The sequence below is a fragment of the Sphingorhabdus sp. EL138 genome, assembly GCF_945890115.1.
GTDB lineage: Bacteria > Pseudomonadota > Alphaproteobacteria > Sphingomonadales > Sphingomonadaceae > Sphingorhabdus_B.
In genome coordinates this window covers 35,150-59,437 of record NZ_CAMDCK010000017.1, presented here as the reverse complement: position 1 = coordinate 59,437, position 24,288 = coordinate 35,150, and the positions used below count along the sequence as shown (strand labels likewise).

The 24,288-nt window shown below is 55.2% G+C and carries 22 protein-coding genes; 15 read left to right on the top strand and 7 right to left on the bottom strand.

Annotated elements, in window-relative coordinates; translation table 11 throughout:
* The 3 genes from rplS (at position 1) to Q0O07_RS09115 (ending at position 2,168) form a co-directional block, all read left to right on the top strand.
* Positions 1–393, top strand: coding sequence for a 50S ribosomal protein L19 (rplS, locus tag Q0O07_RS09125; RefSeq protein ID WP_295446215.1), 393 nt, complete (start codon positions 1–3; stop codon positions 391–393).
* A 92-nt stretch (positions 394–485) separates the two neighbouring features.
* The gene (locus Q0O07_RS09120; RefSeq protein WP_295492733.1) at positions 486–1,511 is read left to right on the top strand and encodes an aspartate-semialdehyde dehydrogenase; all 1,026 of its coding nucleotides are present in this window, start codon (positions 486–488) and stop codon (positions 1,509–1,511) included.
* 3 nt (positions 1,512–1,514) lie between these two features.
* Positions 1,515–2,168 carry a 2-hydroxychromene-2-carboxylate isomerase gene (locus Q0O07_RS09115; RefSeq protein ID WP_295492731.1) on the top strand — a complete coding sequence of 218 codons (654 nt, stop codon included), beginning with the start codon at positions 1,515–1,517 and terminating at the stop codon, positions 2,166–2,168.
* Between the two features lie 3 nt (positions 2,169–2,171).
* Here the strand turns inward: Q0O07_RS09115 and Q0O07_RS09110 are convergent, their stop codons facing one another.
* From Q0O07_RS09110 to Q0O07_RS09100, 3 genes are read right to left on the bottom strand one after another with little or no spacing between them, the layout of a single operon-like run.
* Entirely contained in the window at positions 2,172–3,728 is a 1,557-nt protein-coding gene (locus Q0O07_RS09110) for a DHA2 family efflux MFS transporter permease subunit (RefSeq protein ID WP_295492729.1), read from the bottom strand.
* A complete protein-coding gene (locus tag Q0O07_RS09105; protein ID WP_295492727.1) occupies positions 3,703–4,749 on the bottom strand; it encodes an HlyD family secretion protein in 1,047 nt (348 codons plus the stop codon). The genes Q0O07_RS09110 and Q0O07_RS09105 overlap by 26 nt, the downstream gene beginning before the upstream one ends.
* A complete protein-coding gene (locus Q0O07_RS09100) occupies positions 4,742–5,182 on the bottom strand; it encodes a MarR family winged helix-turn-helix transcriptional regulator (protein ID WP_295492725.1) in 441 nt (146 codons plus the stop codon). Before Q0O07_RS09100 ends, Q0O07_RS09105 begins: the two co-directional genes overlap by 8 nt.
* Before the next feature lie 138 nt (positions 5,183–5,320).
* Here Q0O07_RS09100 and Q0O07_RS09095 point away from each other — a divergent pair, with 138 nt between their 5' ends.
* Genes Q0O07_RS09095 through Q0O07_RS09080 form a run of 4 tightly spaced genes read left to right on the top strand, consistent with a single transcriptional unit; the run spans position 5,321 to position 9,104 of the window.
* The gene (locus tag Q0O07_RS09095) at positions 5,321–6,079 is read left to right on the top strand and encodes an alpha/beta fold hydrolase (RefSeq protein WP_295492723.1); all 759 of its coding nucleotides are present in this window, start codon (positions 5,321–5,323) and stop codon (positions 6,077–6,079) included.
* Positions 6,073–6,642, top strand: coding sequence for a GNAT family N-acetyltransferase (locus tag Q0O07_RS09090; protein ID WP_295492721.1), 570 nt, complete (start codon positions 6,073–6,075; stop codon positions 6,640–6,642). The genes Q0O07_RS09095 and Q0O07_RS09090 overlap by 7 nt, the downstream gene beginning before the upstream one ends.
* A gap of 2 nt (positions 6,643–6,644) precedes the next feature.
* Entirely contained in the window at positions 6,645–7,175 is a 531-nt protein-coding gene (locus Q0O07_RS09085; RefSeq protein WP_295492719.1) for a hypothetical protein, read from the top strand.
* 54 nt (positions 7,176–7,229) lie between these two features.
* Complete coding sequence (locus Q0O07_RS09080) at positions 7,230–9,104, top strand: M2 family metallopeptidase (RefSeq protein WP_295492717.1); 1,875 nt, start codon at positions 7,230–7,232, stop codon at positions 9,102–9,104.
* A 48-nt stretch (positions 9,105–9,152) separates the two neighbouring features.
* Here the strand turns inward: Q0O07_RS09080 and Q0O07_RS09075 are convergent, their stop codons facing one another.
* From Q0O07_RS09075 to Q0O07_RS09065, 3 genes are all read right to left on the bottom strand, one after another.
* Complete coding sequence (locus tag Q0O07_RS09075) at positions 9,153–9,632, bottom strand: hypothetical protein (RefSeq protein WP_295492715.1); 480 nt, start codon at positions 9,630–9,632, stop codon at positions 9,153–9,155.
* Positions 9,633–9,700: 68 nt separating this feature from the next.
* Complete coding sequence (locus Q0O07_RS09070; protein ID WP_295492713.1) at positions 9,701–11,146, bottom strand: AMP nucleosidase; 1,446 nt, start codon at positions 11,144–11,146, stop codon at positions 9,701–9,703.
* Between the two features lie 106 nt (positions 11,147–11,252).
* Positions 11,253–11,732: a peroxiredoxin gene (locus Q0O07_RS09065; protein WP_295492711.1), complete on the bottom strand. Its 480-nt coding sequence runs from the start codon at positions 11,730–11,732 to the stop codon at positions 11,253–11,255.
* 228 nt (positions 11,733–11,960) lie between these two features.
* On the opposite strand from Q0O07_RS09065, the gene ahcY reads away from it, so the two are divergent.
* From ahcY to trxA, 7 genes are all read left to right on the top strand, one after another.
* The gene (ahcY, locus tag Q0O07_RS09060) at positions 11,961–13,355 is read left to right on the top strand and encodes an adenosylhomocysteinase (RefSeq protein ID WP_295492709.1); all 1,395 of its coding nucleotides are present in this window, start codon (positions 11,961–11,963) and stop codon (positions 13,353–13,355) included.
* Positions 13,356–13,674: 319 nt separating this feature from the next.
* Positions 13,675–14,106 (top strand): tRNA (adenosine(37)-N6)-threonylcarbamoyltransferase complex ATPase subunit type 1 TsaE, encoded by a 432-nt coding sequence (gene tsaE, locus Q0O07_RS09055; RefSeq protein WP_295492707.1) that lies wholly within the window; start codon positions 13,675–13,677, stop codon positions 14,104–14,106.
* Position 14,107: 1 nt separating this feature from the next.
* Positions 14,108–15,085, top strand: coding sequence for a phosphotransferase (locus Q0O07_RS09050; protein ID WP_295492705.1), 978 nt, complete (start codon positions 14,108–14,110; stop codon positions 15,083–15,085).
* Positions 15,078–15,797 carry a nucleotidyltransferase family protein gene (locus Q0O07_RS09045; protein ID WP_295492703.1) on the top strand — a complete coding sequence of 240 codons (720 nt, stop codon included), beginning with the start codon at positions 15,078–15,080 and terminating at the stop codon, positions 15,795–15,797. Before Q0O07_RS09050 ends, Q0O07_RS09045 begins: the two co-directional genes overlap by 8 nt.
* 1 nt (position 15,798) lies before the next feature.
* Positions 15,799–18,765, top strand: a complete 2,967-nt coding sequence (gene addB / locus Q0O07_RS09040) for a double-strand break repair protein AddB (protein ID WP_295492701.1) — start codon at positions 15,799–15,801, stop codon at positions 18,763–18,765.
* The gene (addA, locus tag Q0O07_RS09035) at positions 18,762–22,196 is read left to right on the top strand and encodes a double-strand break repair helicase AddA (RefSeq protein ID WP_295492699.1); all 3,435 of its coding nucleotides are present in this window, start codon (positions 18,762–18,764) and stop codon (positions 22,194–22,196) included. Before addB ends, addA begins: the two co-directional genes overlap by 4 nt.
* Before the next feature lie 81 nt (positions 22,197–22,277).
* Positions 22,278–22,598, top strand: coding sequence for a thioredoxin (trxA, locus tag Q0O07_RS09030; RefSeq protein WP_295492697.1), 321 nt, complete (start codon positions 22,278–22,280; stop codon positions 22,596–22,598).
* Here trxA and argJ read toward each other — a convergent pair.
* Positions 22,595–23,779 (bottom strand): bifunctional glutamate N-acetyltransferase/amino-acid acetyltransferase ArgJ, encoded by a 1,185-nt coding sequence (gene argJ / locus Q0O07_RS09025; RefSeq protein WP_295492738.1) that lies wholly within the window; start codon positions 23,777–23,779, stop codon positions 22,595–22,597. The two genes, trxA and argJ, sit on opposite strands and share 4 nt — an antisense overlap.
* A gap of 215 nt (positions 23,780–23,994) precedes the next feature.
* On the opposite strand from argJ, the gene Q0O07_RS09020 reads away from it, so the two are divergent.
* Complete coding sequence (locus Q0O07_RS09020; protein WP_295492695.1) at positions 23,995–24,267, top strand: hypothetical protein; 273 nt, start codon at positions 23,995–23,997, stop codon at positions 24,265–24,267.
* Positions 24,268–24,288: the final 21 nt, after the last annotated feature.

The window sequence follows — 24,288 nt, the reverse complement described above, 5'->3', positions numbered from 1 at the left end:
ATGAACCTCATCCAAACACTCGAAGCCGAAGCTATTGCAGCTTTGTCAGAAAACAAAAAAATTCCTGCGTTCCGTGCAGGTGACACCGTCAAGGTGGGCGTGAAGGTCATCGAAGGTGAGCGCACGCGTATTCAGAATTACGAAGGCGTGTGCATCGCGCGTTCGAACAAGGGCATGGGCTCCAACTTCACCGTACGTAAAATGTCGTTCGGTGAGGGCGTTGAGCGCGTATTCCCTTTGTACAGCCCAAACATTGAAAGCATCGAAGTCGTCCGTAAGGGCGTCGTGCGTCGTGCGAAGCTTTACTATCTGCGCGGCCTGACCGGTAAGAAGGCACGTATTGCCGAGCGCCGTGACCCGCGTCCTATTAAAACCACCGAGGCTGCCGAATAAGGCAGGAGCCGCGTTGCGTTTCTAACCAAACACAAAAGGCCGGGCTCCCACAAAGAGCCCGGCCTTTTTTATTGCCATTGAAGGAAGTGAACATGGGTTATCGTATCGTAGTTGCAGGCGCGACGGGCAATGTGGGCCGTGAAGTTGTCAACATCTTGGCCGAACGCGCATTCCCCGCCGATGAGGTCGCGGTGCTCGCGTCATCGCGCAGCCAAGGTATCGAAATCGAATATGGCGATACCGACAAGATGCTCAAGATTCAGAATATCGAGAATTTCGATTGGACGGGCTGGGACATGGCGATTTTTGCCATTGGTTCGGAAGCGACCATGAAATATGCGCCGATTGCCGCTGCTGCTGGCTGCGTGGTGATCGATAACAGCTCGCTTTTCCGGATGGACCCGGATGTTCCGTTGATCGTTCCTGAGGTAAACCCGGACGCAATCGATATGTGCAAGCGCAAGAACATCATCGCCAACCCGAACTGTTCAACGGCGCAATTGGTCGTCGCGTTGAAGCCGCTCCACGACTACGCTAAGATTACTCGCGTTGTCGTATCAACCTACCAGTCGGTGTCGGGCGCTGGCAAAGAGGGCATGGACGAATTGTTCGAACAGAGCCGCAACATATTTGTTGGCGACAGTGCGGATGCCAAGAAGTTCACGAAGCAAATCGCGTTCAACGTCATTCCGCATATCGATAGCTTTCTCGAAGATGGCTATACGAAGGAAGAGTGGAAGATGATGGTTGAGGTCAAGAAGATCCTCGACCCGAAAATCAAGCTGACGGCGACCTGCGTGCGTGTTCCTGTCTTTGTTGGCCACAGCGAAGCCGTGAATATCGAATATGAGCGGGAAATGTCGGCAGAAACCGCGCAGAATATCTTGCGTGAGGCCCCTGGCATCATGCTCATCGATAAGCGCGAAGACGGCGGCTATACGACGCCGATCGAAGCTGCGGGCGATGACGCAACCTATGTCAGCCGTGTGCGCGAAGACCCGACGGTCGACAATGGCCTTGCCTTCTGGTGCGTGTCGGATAACTTGCGAAAGGGGGCGGCGTTGAATGCCGTGCAGATCGCCGAACTTTTGGGACGGCGGCATTTGAAGAAGGGATAAGTTATGGGGCTGCAAGCCGATGTTTTCTGGTCGTTTCGCAGCCCGTATAGCTATCTCGCCACCCGGCGATATAGCGCGCTCGCGCAGGAATATGATCTGACGATAAATTTGCGTCCGGTCTATCCACTCGCCATCCGCGAACCCGACTTTTTTGAACGCAGCCACCCCAATTGGTTGCGCTATACCTTCACCGACATGTTCCGCGTTGCGCAGTTTCATGGCATTCCGTTCGGTCCACCACGACCCGACCCGATTGTGCAGGATATTGCCACGCGCAAAATTGCCGAGGAGCAGCCCTATATTTTCCGCCTGACCCGATTGGGTCAAGTGGCGGCGCGGCGCGGCAAGAGCCTGGCCTTTTGCGACGAAGTCTCACGGCTCATTTGGGGTGGCGCAGAAAATTGGCATGAGGGCGACCATTTGGCCGGCGCAGCGATGCGTGCGGGGTTAGATTTGGCAGAACTGGATGCCGAAGCGATCAACGATGCAGAAGCGCTTGACGCAGAAATCGCGTCCAACCAAGCGGCACTTGAGGCAGCGGGGCATTGGGGTGTACCAACTCTGGTTTTCGATGGCGAACCCTTTTTTGGGCAGGATCGTATCGATATGGCGCTGTGGCGGATGGAGCAAAAAGGGCTGACAAAGCGCCCCACATAGCGGTCAGTCTGCCATAGTTGCTTCTTGTCCCGGCGCAACTCTGCCCGGTTTCAAAAAGAAAACCAGCGGGCTGACGATGATCAATATGAGCATCATCAGTTTGAAGTTGTCGAGATAGGCAATCATGGCGGCCTGCCGGTTGATCTCCAAGTTAAGCATCTGCATCGCGGTTTCGCCCAGCGCGCCCAACCTGTCCGCCGTTGACGGGTCAATGGCGCTCATTGATGAGGCCGTGACATGTGATGCGAGATCTTCGTGGCTTGTCTGCATGTTGCGGGCGAGCATCGTGGTCATAACAGATATTCCGAAGCTACCGCCTAAGCTTCGGAACAAATATAATAGGCTTGAGCCATCGGTCCGCATCCGCATCGGCAACGTGGAAAATGCGACGCCATTGAGCGGGATGAAAACCAAGCCCATGCCAAAACCTTGGAATAAGCCCGTGTAGACGATCCAATGCCAGTCCATGTTCAAGGACCATCTGGTCATGATCCACATGGATGCAGCGGTCATCAGAAAGCCGATAAAGATCAAGATACGCGGGTCGACCTTTTTTGCCAATTTAGCAGAGATGAACATGGCAAATACTACACCCACTCCGCGCGGCGCGAGCAGCACGCCGGTGTCGTAGACGCTATATCCATATAGATTCTGGAGCATAGGTGGCAGCAGAGCGAAAATGCCGAACATCATCATGCCCACCAACAACATCATGTTCAGCGAAATAAAGAAGTTGCGGTCGGTCACCAACAGCCGCTCAAACATTGGACGACGCGTTGTCATCTGGTGAACGGCAAACATCCAAAGTGCCGTCAATACGATGATCAGCTCGATAATGATTTCCCAACTTTGCAGCCAATCCTCTTTCTGCCCGCGATCAAGCAACAACTGCAGGGTCGCCAAGCCAATCGCCAGCATAGCAAAGCCGAAGCGATCAAGTTCGCGGCGGTTGATCGGGCGAGAAGGTAATAGCCACCACAAGATTGCCAAGGTGGGAATGCCGATGGGTAAGTTGATATAAAATACCCAGCGCCAGTTGTAATTTTCGGTCAGCCACCCGCCAATCATCGGGCCCAAGATAGGCGCTATCATGATCCCCATACCCCAGATCGACATCGCCCGCGGTGCCTCCGACGGCTTGTTAATGTCGAGCATGATAGTTTGGGAAAGCGGACCGATGAACGCGGCGCATACGCCTTGAAGTATTCGAAATGCCACCATTTCGGATAGGCTCGTTGCGATACCACACAGCATAGACGCCAAGATAAATCCAGCCACCGCGCCCAGAAACAGATTTCGCGAACCGACCCGGTCGGCAAGCCAACCCGTGATAGGCATCGCAACGGCGCTAGCCACAATATAGCTGGTCAGGACCCAAGTGATGGTATCCATCGTCGCGCCAAGGCTTGTTTGCATATGGGGTATCGCCACATTGGCGATGGTCGAGTCCAATATCTGGATAATCGTCGCACCCATGACGGCAAGCGTCAGCAGCGCCTTGTGCTTGACCGGATAGGCCGGTTGATCGAGCGGATTACTTATCGGTATCGATGCGGACATGTGCCGACAGCCCCGCAATCATTGCACGCTTTGGCTTGTCGGTAATGGCGATCCGCACAGGCACGCGCTGCGTTACCTTCACCCAATTACCATTGGCGTTCTGCGCAGGCAGCATCGAGAATTCCGACCCGGTCCCGGCACCAATGCTCGATACTTTACCGCGAACTTTCAGCTCCGGATACGCATCGAAGGTTATTTCCGCAGGCTGCCCAACCCGCATATGGGCAAGGTCGGTTTCTTTGAAATTTGCCTCAATCCAGCTTTTATTGCTGGCAACGATGGTCAGCCCGGGCAGGCCCTGAACCATCATCTGGCCAAGCTGTAAACGGTCGGCCTGACTTACCACGCCGGACACAGGCGCGCGCACTTCGGTACGCGCAAGGTTCAACAGCGCTTGTTCGCGTTGCGTCTGACCCGCCTTTATGGCTGGGTTAATTCCAGGTGCGGCAGAACCAGTGGCGAGTGCCGCGCGTGCCTTTGTTGCGATGGCTTGGGCCGATGCAACGCGGCTGCGTGCGTCCGACAATGCGTGTTCAGCCGCCTGCAAACGGGCGCGCGTCGTAAAGCCATTCTGCATCAGCGCGCTTTGCCGCTGATATTCCTTTTCGTAAAATGTAACGTCTTCACGCGCACTTTCGATATCTACGCCAGTGGCCTGATATTCGGTTTTAAGGGACGATACGCGCACTTGTGCGGCCGCAATTGTTGCGTCGGCTTGTTCAATGGCAATGCGGTAGGGCGCAGGGTCAATCCGGAACAAGAGATCACCTGCGTTGACGACATCGTTTTCCTGCACAGCCACATCAATAATGCGCCCGCCGACCTCAGCCGAAATCGAAACCTTGTCCTGTTGAACATAGGCATTGTCGGTCGAAACATAATGGTCGTTCGCAATATAATATGCGGTCGCACTGCCCACTAGCAATATGGGAACCGAACCGAGCAGGGCCAAGCGCGCGAAACGGCGGGGCTTGGCCGGGATGTTTGTTCTGACGTCAATGTGCGGGTCAGCGTCAGCCATGCGACACATCAAGCGGCTTGCGGGTCAAATTCGCCCGAATAATATTCAACATGGCTTCCAATTCCAAACGTTTGGCCGCGTCCAGTCCAGCCAATGCGTCGTCAAACAGGGCAAGGGCGGTTGGACGCAAAGCCTCAATTTTTTCCTCGCCGGCCGGGGTTAGATGCAGCCGCCAACTCCGGCGATCTGCTGGGTCCGCTCGACGCTCCACCAAGCCCGCATCCTGCAGCCGGTCAACCATTCTGCCGAGCGTGATGGGTTCTACATCCAGCATGTCCGCGACGGTTACTTGCGTGCTGCCATCGAAACGCTTCAACAACGCAAGCACGCGCCATTGGGGGCGTGTCACCCCCATGACCCGCGCCCGTTCGTCAAACGACCGGCGCAGCAAGCGTGCGGCATCACCCAAGAGAAAACCAAGATCGTCGCTCATGCTTAGCACATAATAGCTATGCTTATTATATGCAAGGCGATTAGAGGCATAAGGCGCAATCACCGGAAAAAACTTTCCTGACAGAAATGCGCGTGCCAATAGAGCAAGGTCAAATCCGAAAAGGCAAAGCAGTAGCTGATGATTATATCTAACAGTTTCCAAGCCGCTGATGGTGTCGAGATCGCGTGGCGCGAGACGGGGCAGGGGCGGCCATTGTTGCTCATACATGGTTTCATGTCCGAAGCGGATACGAACTGGATAAAATATGGCCATGCCGCTGCGTTGGCCGATGCGGGATACCGCGTCATCATGCCGGACCTGCGCGCGCATGGTTTGAGCGCCAAGCCCCATGACCCGGCGCATTATCCGCGCGATATTTTGGCGGATGACCAATTTGCGTTGCTTGGGTATTTGGATATCACCGATTATGACCTTGGCGGTTATTCGCTTGGTGGGCGGACGGTTTCGCGGATGCTCGCGCGTGGCGCAGCACCTGGTAGGGCCGTTATCTCGGGCATGGGACTAGAGGGCCTCACGCAGACCGGAAATCGGGGCGCGCATTTTCGTAATGTCTTCGACAATTTGGGGCAGCATGAAAAGGGCTCGTCTGCATGGATGGCGGAGGCGTTCCTGAAAACCACGGGCGGTGACCCAGCGGCATTGCGGTATATCTTGGATAGCTTTGTCGATACCGATGCGGCAGTGATTGCGGGTTGGACCCTGCCAGTTGCTGTTGTGTGTGGTGAACAAGATGACGATAATGGCTCCGCAGCCGACCTCGCGGCGCTGTTGCAACATGGGAAACTGTGTACGGTGCCAGGCAATCATATGAGCGCGGTAACTAAGCCAGAGCTAGGGCAAGCCTTTGTTGCGGCACTGACGGGTGACCCATGGTGACGTTGCCGCCTTTCGACATTCAGCCGGTATTGATGGGCGAACGCGTCATGCTGCGGCCTTTGTTGGCGGCGGATTATGACGGGCTCTATGCCGTGGCGTCTGACCCGGAAATTTGGGCGATGCATCCGTTTCGTGATCGGTACAAAAGGGAAGTTTTTGACGGCTTCTTCGCGGATGCCATGGCATCGCGGGGCGCCTTTGCCATTTTGGATCGCGCGACAGATGAAATCATCGGCGGCACGCGCTTTGCCAGTTATGATCCGATAACGGAAGAAATAGAAATCGGCTGGACGTTCTTTGCGACCGCATATTGGCGGACAGGCATCAATCGCGAGGTAAAGGCGCTGATGCTAAGGCATATATTCCAATTTGTGCGCATTGTTGTGTTTCAGGTTGGCGCAGATAATTTCCGGTCACGCACGGCGGTGGAGCGTTTAGGCGGCAAGCTTGTGCTAGAATATAAGCGCCATCATGGCGGGCAAGTGCATGACTATACAAGCTATCATCTAACGCGCGAGGATGCCCTGTCAGGGGCGTTGGCGACCGCTTTGCAGCGTGTGTAGCCATGCGCGGGGAAACTGCTCTGGAAAGGCGTTTTTGGAGGTTCTGGCTGTCCGGCATTTTGTTGCTTGCTGCACAAATTGTTACCAATGTCTGGTTGGTCACTGAAGCCACACCATTGGACATGAGCGACCATCAGGCAGCGGGAAATGCGGTGCGCGTGGAAGCCATTCATGCGGGTTGGACGGCCACAGGTGTCATGGACTTGGCCATCTACAGCATGGAGTTGGACCTCATCTTTATCGCAGTTTATGCATGGGGCGCTTTTGCAGGCGGGCGGATGTTTGCCGCGTCGTCGCACGCCATGCTCGCGCGGCTTGGTAAGGTCATCATGGTCGCAGCCTTAGGCTTTGCCCTTGCCGATTATGCTGAGACCATAAGCCAACTCATTCAGGCGGCCGTTACCGGCGGGCATGATATGCTTGCAACTGTGGCGGCTGCGGCGCGGCCTATAAAAATGATATTGTTTTTGGTGACATTCTTCGGCGTTCTGGTCGCCTTGGCCATTCGAAGCTTGAAAAGCCGTGCGGCTTGACGCGGAAGACCGGAAGTTTCACCATCGCGCCTCATTACCTGTCAGGACCTTAATATGAAAAATCTTGTATCCATTGCCGCTTTGGCATTCGCCACGCTTTCCGTGCCCAGCCTAGCCATGGCGAAGGATGCTCCGGCGACTGCATCTGCACCAACGGTATCTGATGCAGATGCCTTTGTTGCCCGCGCCGAAAAGGATCTGTTTGATTTCTCCGTCGAGGCTGGCCGTGTCGCGTGGATTAATTCCACCTACCTGACCGATGACACAGATGCTGTCGCGGCACGTTACGGCGAGATCGGCACAGAAAAGGCAGTTGGTTATGCGCTTGAAGCTGCTAGATATCAGGGGCTTCCTGGCCTGTCTTATGACACAAAGCGCAAGTTGGATATCTTGCGCGGAGGTATAGTCTTGCCCGCGCCGACGACGCCGAACGCGGCGGCGGAGCTCGCGACCATATCAACTAAGTTGCAGTCCGCTTATGGCAAGGGCCGGGGCACATTGCGTGGCAACGCCATAAATGGTTCGGATATTGAGGCCGAAATGGGTTCGAACCGTAATCCTGAAGAGTTGAAGGAAATGTGGGTAAGCTGGCACGACAATGTCGGCGCCCCCATGGGACCCGAATACACGCGCATGGTAGAAATAGCCAATCAGGGCGCAACCGAACTTGGCTATGCCGATGTGGGCGCCATGTGGCGGTCTGGCTATGATATGCCCGCGGATGACTTTGCCAAGCTGACCGACACATTATGGCTTGAGGTAAAACCGCTCTATGACGAGTTGCACACCTATGTCCGCACGCAGCTGAACAAAAAATATGGCGATGCCGTCCAGTCTAAAACCGGACCAATCCGGGCAGATTTGCTTGGTAATATGTGGGCGCAGGAATGGGGTAATATCTATGACGTTGTTGCGCCTGCAGGGGCTGGCGACATCGGTTATGACATTGGCGAATTACTGGTAGCCAAGGGTTATAAGCAAAGCGACATGGCGGATTTCAGTGCCAGTCGTGGCAAAGCCGAAAAAGACATGGTGAAGGTTGGCGAAGGCTTCTTTTCGTCGCTGGGTTTTGCGCCATTGCCAAAGACCTTTTGGGATCGCGCGCAGTTTATCAAGCCCGCCGATCGCGAAGTTGTTTGCCACGCTTCGGCTTGGAATGTGGATAATGTCGATGATCTGCGGATCAAAATGTGCATCAAGGTGAACACTGGCGATTTTGTGACTATCCACCATGAACTTGGGCATAATTATTATCAGCGTGCTTACAACAAGCAGCCTTATCTATATTTAAATGGTGCCAATGATGGTTTTCACGAGGCGATTGGCGACGCCATCGCTTTGTCGATAACGCCCAATTATCTCGTCCAGATCGGATTGCTGGATCCGGCCAAGGTTCCGGGTGCAGACAAGGACAATGGCCTGTTGTTGCGTCAAGCCATGGACAAGGTCGCGTTTCTGCCATTTGGTTTACTCATCGATAAATGGCGTTGGGACGTGTTCAATGGGGCAATCGCGCCTGCGAACTATAACAAAGGCTGGACTGATTTGCGCCTTAAATATCAGGGTATTATTCCACCTGTTGAACGCCCGGCCGACCGTTTTGATGCGGGGGCCAAATATCATATCCCCGGCAACACGCCATATACGCGCTATTTTCTTGCCCGCATATTGCAGTTCCAGTTTTACAAGGCCGCTTGCGATATTTCCGGATGGAAGGGGCCGCTGCACCGTTGTTCGTTTTACGGCAACAAGGATGTTGGAACACGGTTGAACGCAATGCTCGAAATGGGGGCGTCGAAGCCGTGGCCAGATGCGCTTGTGGCCTTTACCGGCACGCGCGAAATGTCAGGCAAGCCGATGCTTGAATATTTTGCGCCGTTGATGAAATGGCTCAAGACGCAAAATAAGGGTGTTAAAAAGGGCTGGTAGCTAAAAATAGCCCCGCCGCACAGCGCGGGGCCATTTGCATTATTTCTTTTAGGCGGTCGGTTTTGCTGCGGGTTTCGCTGCAGGTTTCGCTGAAGTCGGCTTCTTTACGGCTGGCTTGGCCCGCGTTGCAGACTTTGCAGCAGCGGCAGGCTTTGCAGCGGCAGCAGGCTTCACCGCTGGCTTCTTTACAGCCGTCTTTTTAACAGCAGCTGTTTTCGCCGCGGGCTTCTTTGCCGCAGGCTTTGCATTGCTCGCAGTCTTGCGCGCATATGCTTTCTTGCCAGCAACTGCAGCGGCGGCGGCCGTTGCAATAACAGCGCCAGCCACGGCAACGGACTTGCCCGGATTTTCCTTAATGATTGTGCCTGCGTTGGCGGCGGCAGTAGAGGCGGAATCGACGGCTGACTTGGCGGTGGTAGACGCAGTCTCCGCCGCCGAACGCGCCTTACCGGAAAGGGTATCGGCCAGATCGCGCAAACTGGTCACAATCTTGTTGAACACACCATCTGTTTCGGGCTTGCTTGGCATAAGCCGTTCCTCCTTGGGTTGTAATACAATGATGATAATCGTTTGGAGCCGCGTTCGTTCCTGCGTGCTTATCGGAATGGTGGTTCGTTGAATGCGCGTAACTTGCGGCTGTGTAAGCTATTTCCAGCCTCACGAAGCAACTCACATGTTTGAATGCCGATCTGTAAATGTGCGGCAATCGCCTCTTCGTAAAAACGGTTTGCTTGACCGGGTAACTTAATTTCGCCGTGCAGCGGTTTGTCGGAAACACATAATAATGTGCCATACGGTACGCGGAAACGATAGCCCTGCGCCGCAATCGTTGCGGACTCCATATCGATGGCAATCGCGCGGCTTTGCGAGAAACGAAGCGCCGAGGCGGAATAACGCAATTCCCAATTGCGGTCGTCGGTGGTGACAACGGTGCCCGTGCGCATCCGCCGTTTCAGATCCGCGCCGCTGGCGCCTGATACGTCCTCCGCTGCGCTCGCCAAGGCTTGCTGCACTTCGGCAATGGGCGGGATGGGGATTTCAGGTGGCAGAACTTCGTCCAAGATATGGTCATCGCGCAAATAAGCATGGGCGAGGACATAATCGCCAATCCGCTGAGTTTCACGCAGGCCGCCGCAATGACCAATCATCAACCAAGCTTCGGGCCGAAGCACCGCCAAATGGTCGCAAATCGTTTTGGCATTGGATGGCCCAACGCCAATATTGACCAAGGTTATACCCGAACGGTCCGGCGCGATCAGATGATAGGCCGGCATTTGGTGCCGACGCCATGTGCTGTCGGCGACAAGCTGCGTTGCATTATCCGTTGGCTGATCCACATATAGGCCACCCGCACCAGACAAAGCGGTATAGCGGCCATTACCGACCTGCTTACATGCCCAACTGACAAATTCATCAACATAACGGTGGTAGTTGGTAAACAGGATATAATGCTGCACATGCTCAGCAGGCGCACCCGTATAATGGCGCAAACGGGCCAATGAGAAATCGGTGCGCAGACCATCAAACAAAGCGAGTGGCGAACTACTGTTGCCCTTCACGCGCAAAAGGCCGTCAGCGATTTCGTCGCCAATATCGGCTAGCTCCGTGGTAGGGAAATGACGCGCAAGTTCGTTCGGACTAACGGTCCCAAGATCCAGATCGGCCGAACCATCGAGAACATAAGGGAAGGGTATCTCTTGGCGACTGCGGCCAACTGAAATCTCAAGTTCATATTGCTCATTCAAAAGGTCGAGCTGCACGCCAATATAATCGGCAAAAAGATCGGGCTTGGTAAAGGTCGTCCGGAACGTGCCGATCTTCTCCAGCTTGCCAAATGCGAGGTTCGATTTGGTCTCGCGCGTTTTGCCGGCATAAGTGATGATGAGTTCGGGATAGCAAAAGTCATTGCTGGCGCGCTGATCCGCGCTTGGGGGAACCCTGTCCTTCAAATAAGTCGCAAGCGCGGATTGAAGCCTTTTTACCGAAGATTCATATTCAGTAACGAGTTGATTAATTATGTTTTGAGCATGTTCACTGGGCATATGCTCGCTTCACCGAATTTTACGATTTTGGCAACAAAAAAGGGAGAGTTGCCTCTCCCTTTCAAATGTCGCTTGGGTAAATCTAACCGAGAATTAGGGTCAGGACCTAGATCTGGCCGAGCATATATTCTGCTGAACTTACATTGAAATCGCCCGGTGCCTCGACATTCACATGCTCAACCACACCGTTGTTGACGACGAGCGAGAAGCGCTGCCCGCGCTTGCCCATGCCATATGCGCTGCCGTCCATTTCAAGGCCGAGCGCAGCAGCAAAATCGCCATTTCCGTCGGCGAGCATTGTGATTGCGTCCGAACCACTCGACTTGTTCCAAGCGCCCAAAACAAACGCATCATTGACAGCGGTGCAGGCGATTTCGTCGATGCCCTTGGCAGAGAGTTCCGCAGACTTTTCGACATAGCCAGGAAGGTGGCGTGCCGAGCATGTCGGTGTGAATGCGCCGGGTACGGAGAATAATGCAACGCGCCGCCCAGCGAAATATTCGGCGGACTGAACGGGTTGAGGGCCTTCGGCTGTTGCCTTGACCAGTTTGACGTCAGGGATTTTGTCGCCAACAGAGATGCTCATGAGAAATTTCCTTTAGCAAGAGGGATGCTACTTCATCCGGGACGCGCTTTACCAAGTCAAGTAGCCTATGTTTAACGGCCCATTTTTTGCGGTTAATGGGATGTGAAAGCGTTACGTTTCTGACAGCGCACCTTATTAGAAAAGCATATAAAGCAATCTTTATATTTGATTTCTAAAAAAACCACAGCTATGGGCGGAATTATCTAGAACCTCCCGGAGAATAAGCCTGTGGCTTTTAACGATTATGTCATTGCCGATATAGGCGAGGCCGATTTTGGCCGTAAAGAAATTAACATTGCTGAAACCGAAATGCCCGGCCTGATGGCGTTGCGCGACGAATTTGGGGCGTCACAGCCGTTGAAGGGTGCGCGCATTGTTGGTTCACTGCACATGACGATACAAACCGCAGTGCTTATCGAAACGCTGACGGCGCTTGGCGCGGATGTGCGTTGGGCAACCTGCAACATTTTCTCAACACAAGACCATGCCGCCGCCGCCATTGCGGCGCAGAATATTCCTGTGTTTGCTGTCAAGGGCGAAAGTCTTGCAGATTATTGGGATTATGTCGGCCGCATCTTTGATTGGGGTGACGATACCACTGCGAACATCATCCTCGACGATGGCGGCGACGCAACCATGTTCGCTTTGTGGGGCGCAAAGCTTGAGCGTGGCGAAAGCTTTGGTGAACCAGAGAATGAAGAAGAAGTCGAATTCCAGCGCGCGTTGAAGGCATTTGTCGCCAAAAAGCCGGGTTACCTCACGCAAACGGTCAAGAATTTGAAGGGCGTTTCGGAGGAAACGACCACGGGCGTTCACCGCTTGTACGAAATTGCGAAGAAGGGCGAGCTGCCATTCCCCGCAATCAACGTCAATGATAGCGTTACCAAGTCGAAGTTCGACAATTTGTACGGCTGCAAGGAATCGCTGGTCGACGCCATTCGTCGCGCCACCGACGTCATGCTCGCCGGTAAGGTCGCATGCGTTGCTGGCTTTGGGGACGTTGGCAAGGGCTCGGCGCAGTCGCTCCGCAATGGCGGCGCGCGTGTCATGGTCACGGAAGTAGATCCGATCTGCGCATTGCAGGCCGCTATGGAAGGTTTTGAAGTTGTGACAATGGAAGAGGCCGTGCAACGCGCGGATATCTTCTGCACAGCAACTGGCAATGCCGACGTTATCACGGCTGAGCATATGATGAACATGAAGCCCATGAGCATCGTGTGCAACATCGGTCACTTTGACAGTGAAATTCAAATCGCCGCTTTGTCAAACTATAGCTGGACTGAAGTGAAGCCAGGAACCGATCTCGTTCAGTTCCCAGACGGAAAGCAGATCATCGTCCTTGCAAAGGGCCGCTTGGTGAACTTGGGTTGCGCAACCGGACACCCAAGTTTTGTGATGTCGGCAAGCTTCACCAATCAAGTGCTCGCGCAAATCGAGCTTTGGACAAATGGCGACAATTATAATAACCAAGTCTATGTTCTGCCCAAGCATCTCGACGAGAAAGTCGCGACGCTGCATCTCGAAAAGCTCGGCGTGAAGTTGACCAAGCTGACGGACAAGCAAGCCGGATATATCGGCGTCTCGACCGAGGGGCCATTCAAACCCGACCATTATCGTTATTAATCGCATTTCATTTTGTGATGAACAGAAAGCCTGCTGCGGAAACGTAGCGGGCTTTTTTCGTTGCGTGCGCAGCGCCAGAGTAGGTCGACTTTGCCGATGACGGCATGTTCCAAGTCGCGATTATGCCGCTGCCCGAGGGCAACATGCTGTTCAATATGCTAGAGTTGTCCTAAAGGGCAAAGAGTGATTAAGGGCAGATTTTCGGCGAAATGACGCGCTTGCCGCTGGCACGGTAAATAATTGAATTGCATGGTGGCGCTTTTCATTTTCATTCTGCAAAAGGAAAGGGAACCACAATCACAATGGCGCTACCGAAGAAATGATTATTGCAACAGATGCGGATATGCGCGCCTTTGGTCATGCGCTCGCTCAAGACCTAAAGCCTTCTGATTGGGTCGCGATTAATGGCCCGCTTGGTGCAGGCAAAACCGTATTGTGCGCGGGGATATTATCGGGCCTTGGTTTTGAAGGCGAAGTCGCCAGCCCATCTTACGCCATTGTCCACAGCTATGAACCGCCAGATGTTTTGGTTGCCGTTGCCCATGTCGATTTGTATCGGCTTGATAATGCTGACGAACTGGACGAATTGGGGCTAGCGGACGAACGCAGTGAACGCATCACATTGGTTGAGTGGGCCGAACGCTTTGGTTCCGCTTATGTGGTAGCAAGCCATAGGATCGACATAGCACCACAATCGGACGGAAGCCGAATACTGACTGTGAAAATGGATAATGATGACACAAGCAATTAATATGGCGCCGCCCGCTGGCTTGGACGCATTTCTCAGGTTGCATGGCTGGGAAGGCGCGCAAGTGTCGCCTGTTGCGGGCGACGCGTCTTTTCGCCGCTATTTCCGCGTAGAGTCCGCCGCGCGCGGCAAGGCGATTTTGATGGATGCGCCGCCGCCGCATGAGGATCCGCGCCCATTTATTCATGTTGCACAATATTTGAACGGACATCAATTTCGCGCGCCCGAAATTTTTGCCACTGACCTGACCCGCGGCCTGTTGCTGATGGAGGATTTTGGCGACCGGCGGATGCGGGAGCATTTGGACGCACATCCTGAAGACGAGAACGCCGTCTATCGCGCGGCCATTGATGCTATCATCATGTTGGCGCAGACACCTCCTGTGCAATCGCAAGGCTATGACATGGCGACTTACCTGCGCGAAGTGCAGTTGTTGTCCGAATGGTTTATGCCGGCCATGGGGTTATCATATGATGCGCGCGAATTTGATCGCATCTGGACCGAAGCGCTGGCCCCGCTTGCGGATTATCAGAAAGTCACGGTGTTACGGGATTATCACGCCGAAAACATCATGCTGCTGGACGATGGACAGCAAGGGATTATTGATTTTCAGGACGCTTTGGTCGGCCATCCGGCCTATGATCTGGTGTCCTTGCTGCAAGACGCACGCCGGGACGTTTCGCCCGCGCTTGAGGCGGAGATGCTGGCCTATTATCATGATGCGGCAAAACCCGGAGCTGATTTTGACGCACATTATGCCTTGTTAGGCGCGCAGCGGAATACCAAGATTATCGGTATATTTACTCGGCTATGGAAGCGCGATGGCAAGGAACGTTATTTGTCGTTCCTGCCCCGCATGTGGGAGCTGCTGGAACGCGATTTGGCCCATCCGGACCTTGCGCCGATCAAAATTTGGTTCGACACGCATATTCCTTCGAATATACGCCATAAAATGCTGTCGGATTTAAACGTCGATGGTTAAGCATGTGGACACAGCGATGATCATGGCGGCGGGGAAGGGGACGCGCATGATGCCCCTGACCGCTGACCGACCAAAGCCCCTGATCGAAGTAAGCGGCATTGCCTTACTCGACCATGTGCTTGGCCATTTGCGCGATGCTGGCATCGGCAAGGTCGTCGTCAATGTTCATTATCGCGCAGAGCAAGTAGAGCAACATTTGGCAGCTTCAGCGGCTGACTTGGATGTGCGTATCTCCGACGAACGTGATCTGTTGCGCGACACAGGCGGCGGTTTGGTGCACGCCTTGCCACTCATTTCGGATGACCCCTTCATTTGCGTCAACGCCGATAATTGGTGGACCAATGCGGGCGAGAATGCGATCTCGCAGCTTATGGCGCATTGGGATGATGCCCGCATGGACGTTCTCATGCTCCTCATTCCGTTAGAGGCCGCGTATAACAGCCAAGGCATTGGTGACTTTAACATGGATGCAGACAGACGCCTGTCGCGCCGCGAAGGGGACGCGCCAGCGTCTTATGTGTGGACCGGTATTCAGATGCTGTCAAAGCGCCTCATTGTCGATCCACCTTCGGACGTGTTTTCAACCAACATATTCTGGGACCGCGCTATAGCCCAAGGGCGTTGCATGGGTATCGTGCATGAGGGCCTGTGGTTCGACGTCGGCTATCCAGCCGCAATTGCGGCAACTGAAGCGAAGTTGGCGGAACAATAAGGTGGATAAAGGCTCCGCCCCGCGTGCCCATATCTTCAATGTGCCGCTGGGCAATGACCTATGCGATGTAACCGCGCAATGGATATTGCAGTCGGCGGGCGCAGATCCGCTTGCGATCAGCAACAACTTACTCCTCCTGCCGAATAACCGCGCAATCAAAGCAATGACGGAGGCGTTTGTCCGGCAGGCGGCACCCGGTATGCTTTTGCCGCATATGGTTGCCGTTGGCGACATGCAATTGGACGAAGCTTTGGGACCGATGCTTGATCCTATTGACGCGGACAGCGCAATATGGCCGGCGATTGCTCCGTTTGAGCGGCTGATGCTGTTGGCTAAGCTCGTCAAAGACCAGCAGCGCGGTGACACCCCAGTTTCGCCTGCGGAAGCGTTGCGACTTGCACGCAAATTGGCAGAATTGATCGACGCGCTTGAGGTTGATCTGGTTGATTTTAGCCATTTCGTCGACATCAAAATCGAAGCGGATTTGGCCGGACATTGGCAAAGCGCATATGGCGCGCTTTTGCAGATCTTGCCCGCATATCGGGCGGCATTAATTGCGCGCACATTAATGGGGCCAGCCGAGCGCCGGAACCATTTGTTGGCGGCGCTTGAGCAGCGTTTGGCACAAAATGTGGGTACAGATCCCATCATAGCGGTGGGAATAACGACCTCTGCAAAGGCTGTGGCCCGCTTGCTGCGCCGTGTGGCACTTATGCCGAACGGGCAGGTCATCTTACCGGGGGTTGACCTTAACCTGTCTGACGCGCGTTGGGATGATCTATCACCCTCCACCGACGATGGCGCAGGCCTTTGGCGCCGCCATAATGTCGAGGTCCATCCGCAGTTTCATTTGAAGCATTTGTTAGAACTCATGGGCGTCGACCGCAGCGAGATTGACGTCCTCCCGACCGCCAGAGCAGAGCCAGAAGCTGCGGCGATTTCCGATATTTTCTGCCTGCCGGAACATAGCATCGATTGGCAGCAGTTGTCACCGCAGCGCAAAAGTCTTCCGCAGGCTAAATGGCTTGAGGCAGAAGACAGCGCGCAAGAGGCGAAGGCAATCGCTGTGCGCATCAGGGGCGCGCTGGAAGTTGCCGCAAAGCGCGTTGCCCTCATTACGCCCGATCGCGAATTGGCCGTGCGGGTGGCTGGGCAGCTACGCCGCTGGGGGATCGATGTTGACGACAGCGCAGGCATACCGTTGCTGCAAACACCGCCGGGCACGCTTGCATTGGCGCTGGTGGACGCCATTTGGAGCCGCTTTTCCGCGTCGAGCATATTGGCGATTGCCAAGCACCCTTTAGTGTTTGCTGGTCCACAAAGGCTCGACTGGCTGGACCATGTACGGCAGCTTGATCTTGCATTGCGCGGCACTGCCAGCGGCATTGGGCTTGCGGCGATCACGCGGCGGCTACAGACGGCGCGCAAACCAAATGAAGCGCTTATCGCATGGTGGTCTGGCGTTAATACGCTGTTGTCACCGCTAGAGAACGCGGATGGTCAGCCGTTTGACGATGTTCTTGCCACACTGCGCGATGTTGCGACGGCGCTTACCGATGGTGGCATTTGGCGTGGCGCAAGCGGTCGCGAACTGGGACGAAATTGGGAAGATGTAACCGCGAGCAATCTGTCCACCCTTGGCCGTGTCGATGCAACGGGCTTAGTTGCAACGTTCAAGGAAATTTTCTCCGGCGCGGTTGTTCGCCCCCCTTATGGTGGGCACCCCCGCGTTGCGATTTACGGTTTGTTAGAAGCGCGCCTGCAACAGGCGGACCTGTTGATTTGTGCAGGCTTGAACGAAGGCACATGGCCGCAAATTGCGCAGCCCGATCCTTGGCTGGCCCCTGCCATAAGGCGCCATTTGAAATTACCGACATTGGATCGGAATATTGGCCTTTCGGCGCATGACTTGGCGACGGCGTTGGGCGCGCAAGAGGTGTTGCTGACGCGCGCGCGGCGGGATCGTGGCGGGCCGACGGTCGCCTCGCGCTTTCTGTTGCGGATCAAAGCGTTGATGGGGGAGGCGCTGGCGGTGGACGATCAGCTGTTGGCATGGGCCGACGCGCTGGATCGTCCTGCTGAAAAGGAGCCTTTCGCTTCGCGGCCATTGCCAATGCCGAATGCGGAGCAGCGTTTGGTCTCCTTGTCCGTCACCGATTTCGATCAGTTGAAATCTGACCCTTATTCCTTCTACGCCAAGCGTATCTTGGGACTTCCCGTGCTGGAAAAGGTCGATGCCGAACCCAGCTACGCTTGGCGCGGGAGCCTGGTGCACGACATATTGGAAAAATGGTTTACGCACGACGATTGCGCGGTCGATAAGCTCGTCGCGCGAGCCGATGCGTTGCTGGCGCAGGAGGCGAGCGATCCCTTACTGCGCACATTATGGCAGCCGCGCATTGCCGCCGGTTTACGTTGGGTGGCCGATGAAACCAAACGCCTGATGACGGAAAAAGGCCGCGTCGTGGCGGTTGCCGAGCAACCCGGCACCGTTCATATCAAAGGCATTGCCGTCAGGGGGCGGGTCGACCGTATTGACCGAACCGCAGATGGTGACTTGGTCATCATAGATTATAAAACTGGCGCGCCGCCATCGACCAAGCAGATTAACGCGGGCTTCGCGCTACAACTGGGCCTTATCGGTTATATGGCGGAAGAGTTGGCTATTAAGGGCGTGTCAGGCACGGCGAGTAACTTCGAATATTGGAGCCTTGCCAAGAAAAAGGATGTTTTCGGCCATATTGCTGTGCCTACAAGTAAAAGCGCGGCGGATAACAAGCCGGAGCGCGCGGACTTCGTTGCCTTTGCCGTTGAACAAGCAGAGGTCGCGATCAGCAAATGGATATTGGGTGACGCGCCCTTTACCGCAAAGCTGCACCCTGAATTCGCTTTTTATGGCGATTATGACCAATTGATGCGCTTGCAAGAATGGAATGGGCGTCAGGCAATTTCAGAGGACCCGGTATGAGTGCGGAACCCAAAAAGCTGCACCCGTTGATACCGGCGCAAAGCGACGCCGTTATGCCGCGCGACAATATCTGGCTGAGCGCATCGGCAGGAACAGGCAAAACGCAAGTGCTCACCGCGCGCGTCATTCGGCTGTTGCTGGAAAATGATGTCGAACCAGAAAATCTGCTGTGCATCACCTTTACCAAGGCTGGTGCGTCCGAAATGGCCGACCGCATTAATCAGCTTTTGGCGACTTGGGTGCAGATGGACGGCACGGCGCTTGGCGAGGACCTCAAAGCAATCGGTGCAGATTATAGTCCTGACGCCCGCAAGAAAGCCCGGCAATTGTTCGCGAAGGTTCTGGATGCGCCCGGCGGCGGGTTGCAGATTTTGACTATCCATAGCTTCTGCCAATCGTTGCTCGGCAGCTTTCCGCAAGAGGCGGGATTGGTCCCCGGCTTTAAGCCAATTGAAGGCCGCGAGCAGCGGGAGTTGCTCGACGCGGCGCTTGCGAACTTGGTCCTTGATGCCGAAGCGCGCGGTGACGACAGGATCATTGCCAATTTGCAGGAATTGAGCCTGAACATGGGTGAAGAGGCGGCCCTGCGCTTCTTACACCGCACGGCCGCTGCGCCGGACGTGATGGCGTCTATCCCTGATGACGCAGGCGCGGTGGTTTGGGCGCGGCGTTTGGCGGACGTTAGCTTTTCGGGTTCCGTGGAAGACAATTTGGAGGAAGCGTTTGCCGACGCACATATTCCGCGCGCGGACCTGCAATCCATTATAGACGCCAATCTTTTGTGGTGCGGGAATAAGGCTGACAGCCGCGGCGGCAAGCGTGCGGCGGTGCTTCAGAACTGGCTGTCTTGTTCTCCGGCCGAGCGGGCAGCTTCATTCGCAGAGCTGCATAGTTGCTGGTCAACCAAGGACGGCGAAATGCAGAATTCGTCTCGGAACTTCACCCCAATGTCGGATGCTTATGCAGCACAAGCGTTGGAGATGTTCCAATGGACTAACCAGTTGGTGGGTCAGGCGGCGCGCGCGCAATATGCCGACAGGCTGGCGCGGGCCTTGTTGGTGGGCAAAGAATTTGCGGCCCAATATAGCAAGGCGAAGCACGCGCTTGGCGCGGTGGATTTCGACGACCTGATCCGGCGCACGGCGGCGTTGCTGCAACATGGTCAAATGGCGGATTGGGTGCGGTTTAAGCTGGATAGGCAGATCGATCATATATTGGTCGACGAGGCGCAGGACACTAACGCCGCGCAGTGGGATATCATCAGCGCACTCAGCGATGATTTTTACAGTGGCATGGGTGTGAAGCCCGACAGAATACGGACTTTATTCTCCGTTGGCGATTTCAAACAAGCTATTTACGGTTTTCAAGGGACCGCCCCCGAACGCTATGAAGCAGCCGGTGCCGATTTCGCCAAGCGTATCGGTGACGCTGGATCGGAGCTGAACCAACTTACTTTGTCGCAAAGCTTCCGTTCGACTCCACCAATCCTTGATTTCGTGAATGCCGTTATCGAAGAAGCTGGACCCGAGAGTTTTGGTATAAAAGGTGAAATCGCCGCGCATTATGGCGACAAGCCGCATGTCGGCATGGTCGAGCTTTTAGAGCCTATATCCGCCAAACCCAATGGGCAGAATGACAGTGTTTCGGACGACGAAGAGGATTGGTTCAGCGACGAAAAACGCGCGCTGGCCGAAAGGCTGGCGGACCATGTCAAGGCGCTGATTGACGCAAAACCGTGGTTGGTCAGCAAGGATCGCCCCCTTGAACCGGGCGATATCATGTTTCTGTTGCGCAGCCGTGGTGACATGGCGTCGATGCTGGTGGCCCAATTGCATGAACGCAATGTGCCCGTTGCCGGTATCGACAGGCTTCGATTGTTGCAGCCTTTGGTGGTGCAGGATTTGCTGGCCGCGATAAAATTTGTGCTTCAGCCCAATGATGATTTTAGTCTGGCATGTTTGCTGGTTTCGCCCATTATTGGCTGGTCTCAAGAAACGTTGCTTCAATATGGCTATGTCGGCGACCGCAAGGGTAGCCTTTGGCAGCATATTCGTGATCGACCTGAGCTTGCGCAGCAGATCGCCCCGCTGCGCGACATGCTTGCCATGGCCGATTTCACGACGGTCTATCATTTCCTGGAGCAAATATTGTCAGGCCCCATTGCTGCGCGGCGTAAATTCACCGCGCGGCTGGGCAATGAGGTTTTGGTACCCATTGAAGAAATGTTAAATTCCGCGTTGCAATTTGAACAGCAACACAGCGGGGGCTTGCAAAAATTCATTGCATGGTTTGACCGTGGTGACGCCGAAATCAAACGCGAGGGCGACAGCAGTAGCAGCAAGGATGTCAGGATTATGACTGTCCATGGTGCAAAGGGGTTGCAAGCCCCCGTGGTCATTTTGGCCGATATTACATCTGACCCGACCAAAAAACCGGACCAGTCTGTTGAACTGTTGATGGACGAGGGGCATCGCACGCCATTATTGCCGATCCGCAAGGCCGAACAATCCGGACGGTTGTTAGACATTATCGACATGCAAAAGACCCGCGAGTTGCAGGAGCATAAGCGTTTGCTCTACGTCGCGATCACGCGTGCTGAGGAGCGGCTCATTATGGCTGGGTCTTTGGGCATTAGCCGCAAAGGCGTGCCGCCAGTTGAAAGCTGGTATGCGCTTGTGCAGCGGGGCATGGTGGCGCTTGGGTGCGATTGGGAGGATGACGCGCGCTGGGGCAGGGTGATGCGTCATGTTGGACGACAAGGTGCTTCCTTGGCGTCCCCAGAGGGCAGCATAAATACCACTGCGCTAACGGAACCTTTGGTTGCCGCACCGCATTGGCTTTTCGCGCCAGCGCCAGCCGAGCAACGGCCGCCGCGTCCTTTGGTCCCGTCGCGTTTGGACGATGACGATTATGGTGACGCGCCAGCCCCTTCGGCCATGCGCAAAGCGGCGGCCCGTGGCAAGCTGATCCATGCTTTATTAGAGCGCATTACGGACAATGTATCGCTGCAAAAGGCGGAGCAATATTTGGCGGCGCAGACGCCTGATAATGATATTGACCAAGCTGACCTTATCGCCGAGGTTCGCGGTATCGTGAACAACCCGCAATGGGCCCCGTTTTTTGGCCTATCCGCACGCGCGGAGGTGCCATTGGTTGCCGTGGTAGGCGAAATGGTCATCAATGGACGGATTGACCGGTTGTTGGTTGAACCCGGTCTGGTGCGTGCCATTGATTTCAAAACAGGTCGGCAGGTGCCGCAAGATGAACGCGGTGTTCCGGTCCCGCATTTACGGCAAATGGCGCATTATCGCGCCGCATTGCAGACGATTTTCCCGGCTTCGCGGATTGAAGTATCATTGCTGTTCACCCACGCGCCGCATTTCATCACGCTTTCAGACGCTATGTTGGCACCCTATTACCCCGCCTCTTGACGCTTCAAGCAAAACTATTGCGCATGGTCCTTGTCAGTCCTTGGCGGGGCGAATACATGGGGTGTAACAAAGGAGATTGACATGGCTACCAAAACCGTTGGCGATAATGACTTCGCCGCAACCGTGCTGGCATCAGGCAAACCCGTATTGGTCGATTTCTGGGCCGAATGGTGCGGCCCATGCAAGATGATTGGCCCAAGCCTTGAGGAAATCAGTGAAGAATTGGTCGGACAGGTCGAGATTGTGAAACTGAACATTGACGACCATCCCGATACGCCCGCCAAATATGGGGTGCGCGGGATTCCGACGATGATCCTGTTCAAGGGCGGCGAAATTGCGGACACTAAGGTCGGTGCAGCGCCCAAGGCACAATTGAAAAGCTGGCTCGAAGCCGCGCTTTAACTGCGATAATCGGCGTTGATGCTTATATAACCGTGGGTCAGATCGCACGTCCACACTGTGGCGTGCCCTGATCCAAGGCCTAGATCGACGCCGATCTCGATTTCTTTTTGCTGTAAATGGCGCGCGACTGGCGCTTCATCATAATCTGCAACCGCAAGGCCGTTGCGCGCGACCAATGTCGCGCCAAAGCGGATGGAAAGCGTGTCGCGGTTTGCCGGTTCGCCGGCTTTACCAACCGCCATAACGACGCGGCCCCAATTGGCATCCTCACCCGCAATCGCCGTTTTGACCAAGGGCGAATTGGCGATTGCTAACCCAACGCGGCGTGCGCTGTCGTTGTTGACGGCCCCCGTCACCTGAATTTCAATAAATTTCTGCGCCCCTTCGCCATCACGCACCACGAGATGCGCCAATTGGCGACAGACATCATTCAGCGCCGCTGCAAAGGCGTCGGCCCCAACGTCTTCAAACGAGGTCAACCGCGCATTGCCTGCCTTACCAGTGGCAAAGGCCAGCACTGTGTCGCTGGTGGAGGTATCGCTGTCCACGGTAATGCAGCTAAAGCTTGCTTGATTGGCAGCGGACAAAAGCTGCTGCAAAAACGCCGCGTCGACGGCGGCGTCGGTGAAGATATAACCCAACATCGTGGCCATATCGGGCGCGATCATGCCAGACCCCTTGATAATGCCGACAATCTGCACCTTGCGGCCATCGACCATCGCGCTTGCCGTTGCGCCCTTGGCAAAGGTGTCGGTGGTGCCGATACCATGCGTGAGATCTTCCCAGCTGCAGGATGCAGCATCAAAAGCCGCCTGAAGCCCGGCCTGCGCCTTATCAATCGGCAAAGGCTCGCCAATGACGCCCGTTGAAGAGACGAATATCTCCGTCACGTCGCAATTCAAATGGGCCGACACTTGGCCGACAATCGCGTCCACTGCATCTTTGCCCCGCCGCCCCGTGAAGGCGTTGCTATTGCCCGCATTCACCACCAACGCGCGCGCACGGCCATGCGGCAAATGCGCGCGGCACAGATCAACCTCGGCGGAACAGCACAGATTTTGCGTGGTGACGCCCGCAACCGTGGTGCCCGCATCAAATGTCACATAGCTGAGGTCACACCGGTCCCATTCCTTATACCCCGCGCGCGCAACATATGGTGTCGCCCCCGCGATGTCGGGCATGACTGGAAAAGGAACGACGAGTGGAGAAGTGCTGGACAAGTAACTGGAACCTTGTAATAATTTCAGAAATTTCTGGAGGGCATGTAAATGGTGTATTTCGTTTATCTGTTGGCCGCAATTGGCGCAACTGGCAATGCACGCTAGGCAGGGCGCTTCGGGATAGACGCGCAGGCTTTGTGTCCCTATAGGTCTCTGCGCACCTAACAGGGCCCTATATGCGCATATTGATTTATCTACTGGCGATGATGAGCGGATTTTCCGCTGCGGAGGCGGCGCGTCCGGTTTCGTCGTCGTCCGCATCAGTGGATATGGCGGTTGCGCAGGCTTATGTTGCGGCTGCGGCGCTTGAAGCTGTTGCCGCTTGCGAACCCGTGGTCCGTGAGACCCATAAGGCGCAGGCGTCGCTTGCGCCCGCCATTGGCGAAGCCACCTCGGTTGGCGCAACGCCAGATACGCCGGTTGACCGGCATGATGTCATTTTAGGTTAAGCTTTCTGCGCCCTTTGGGGT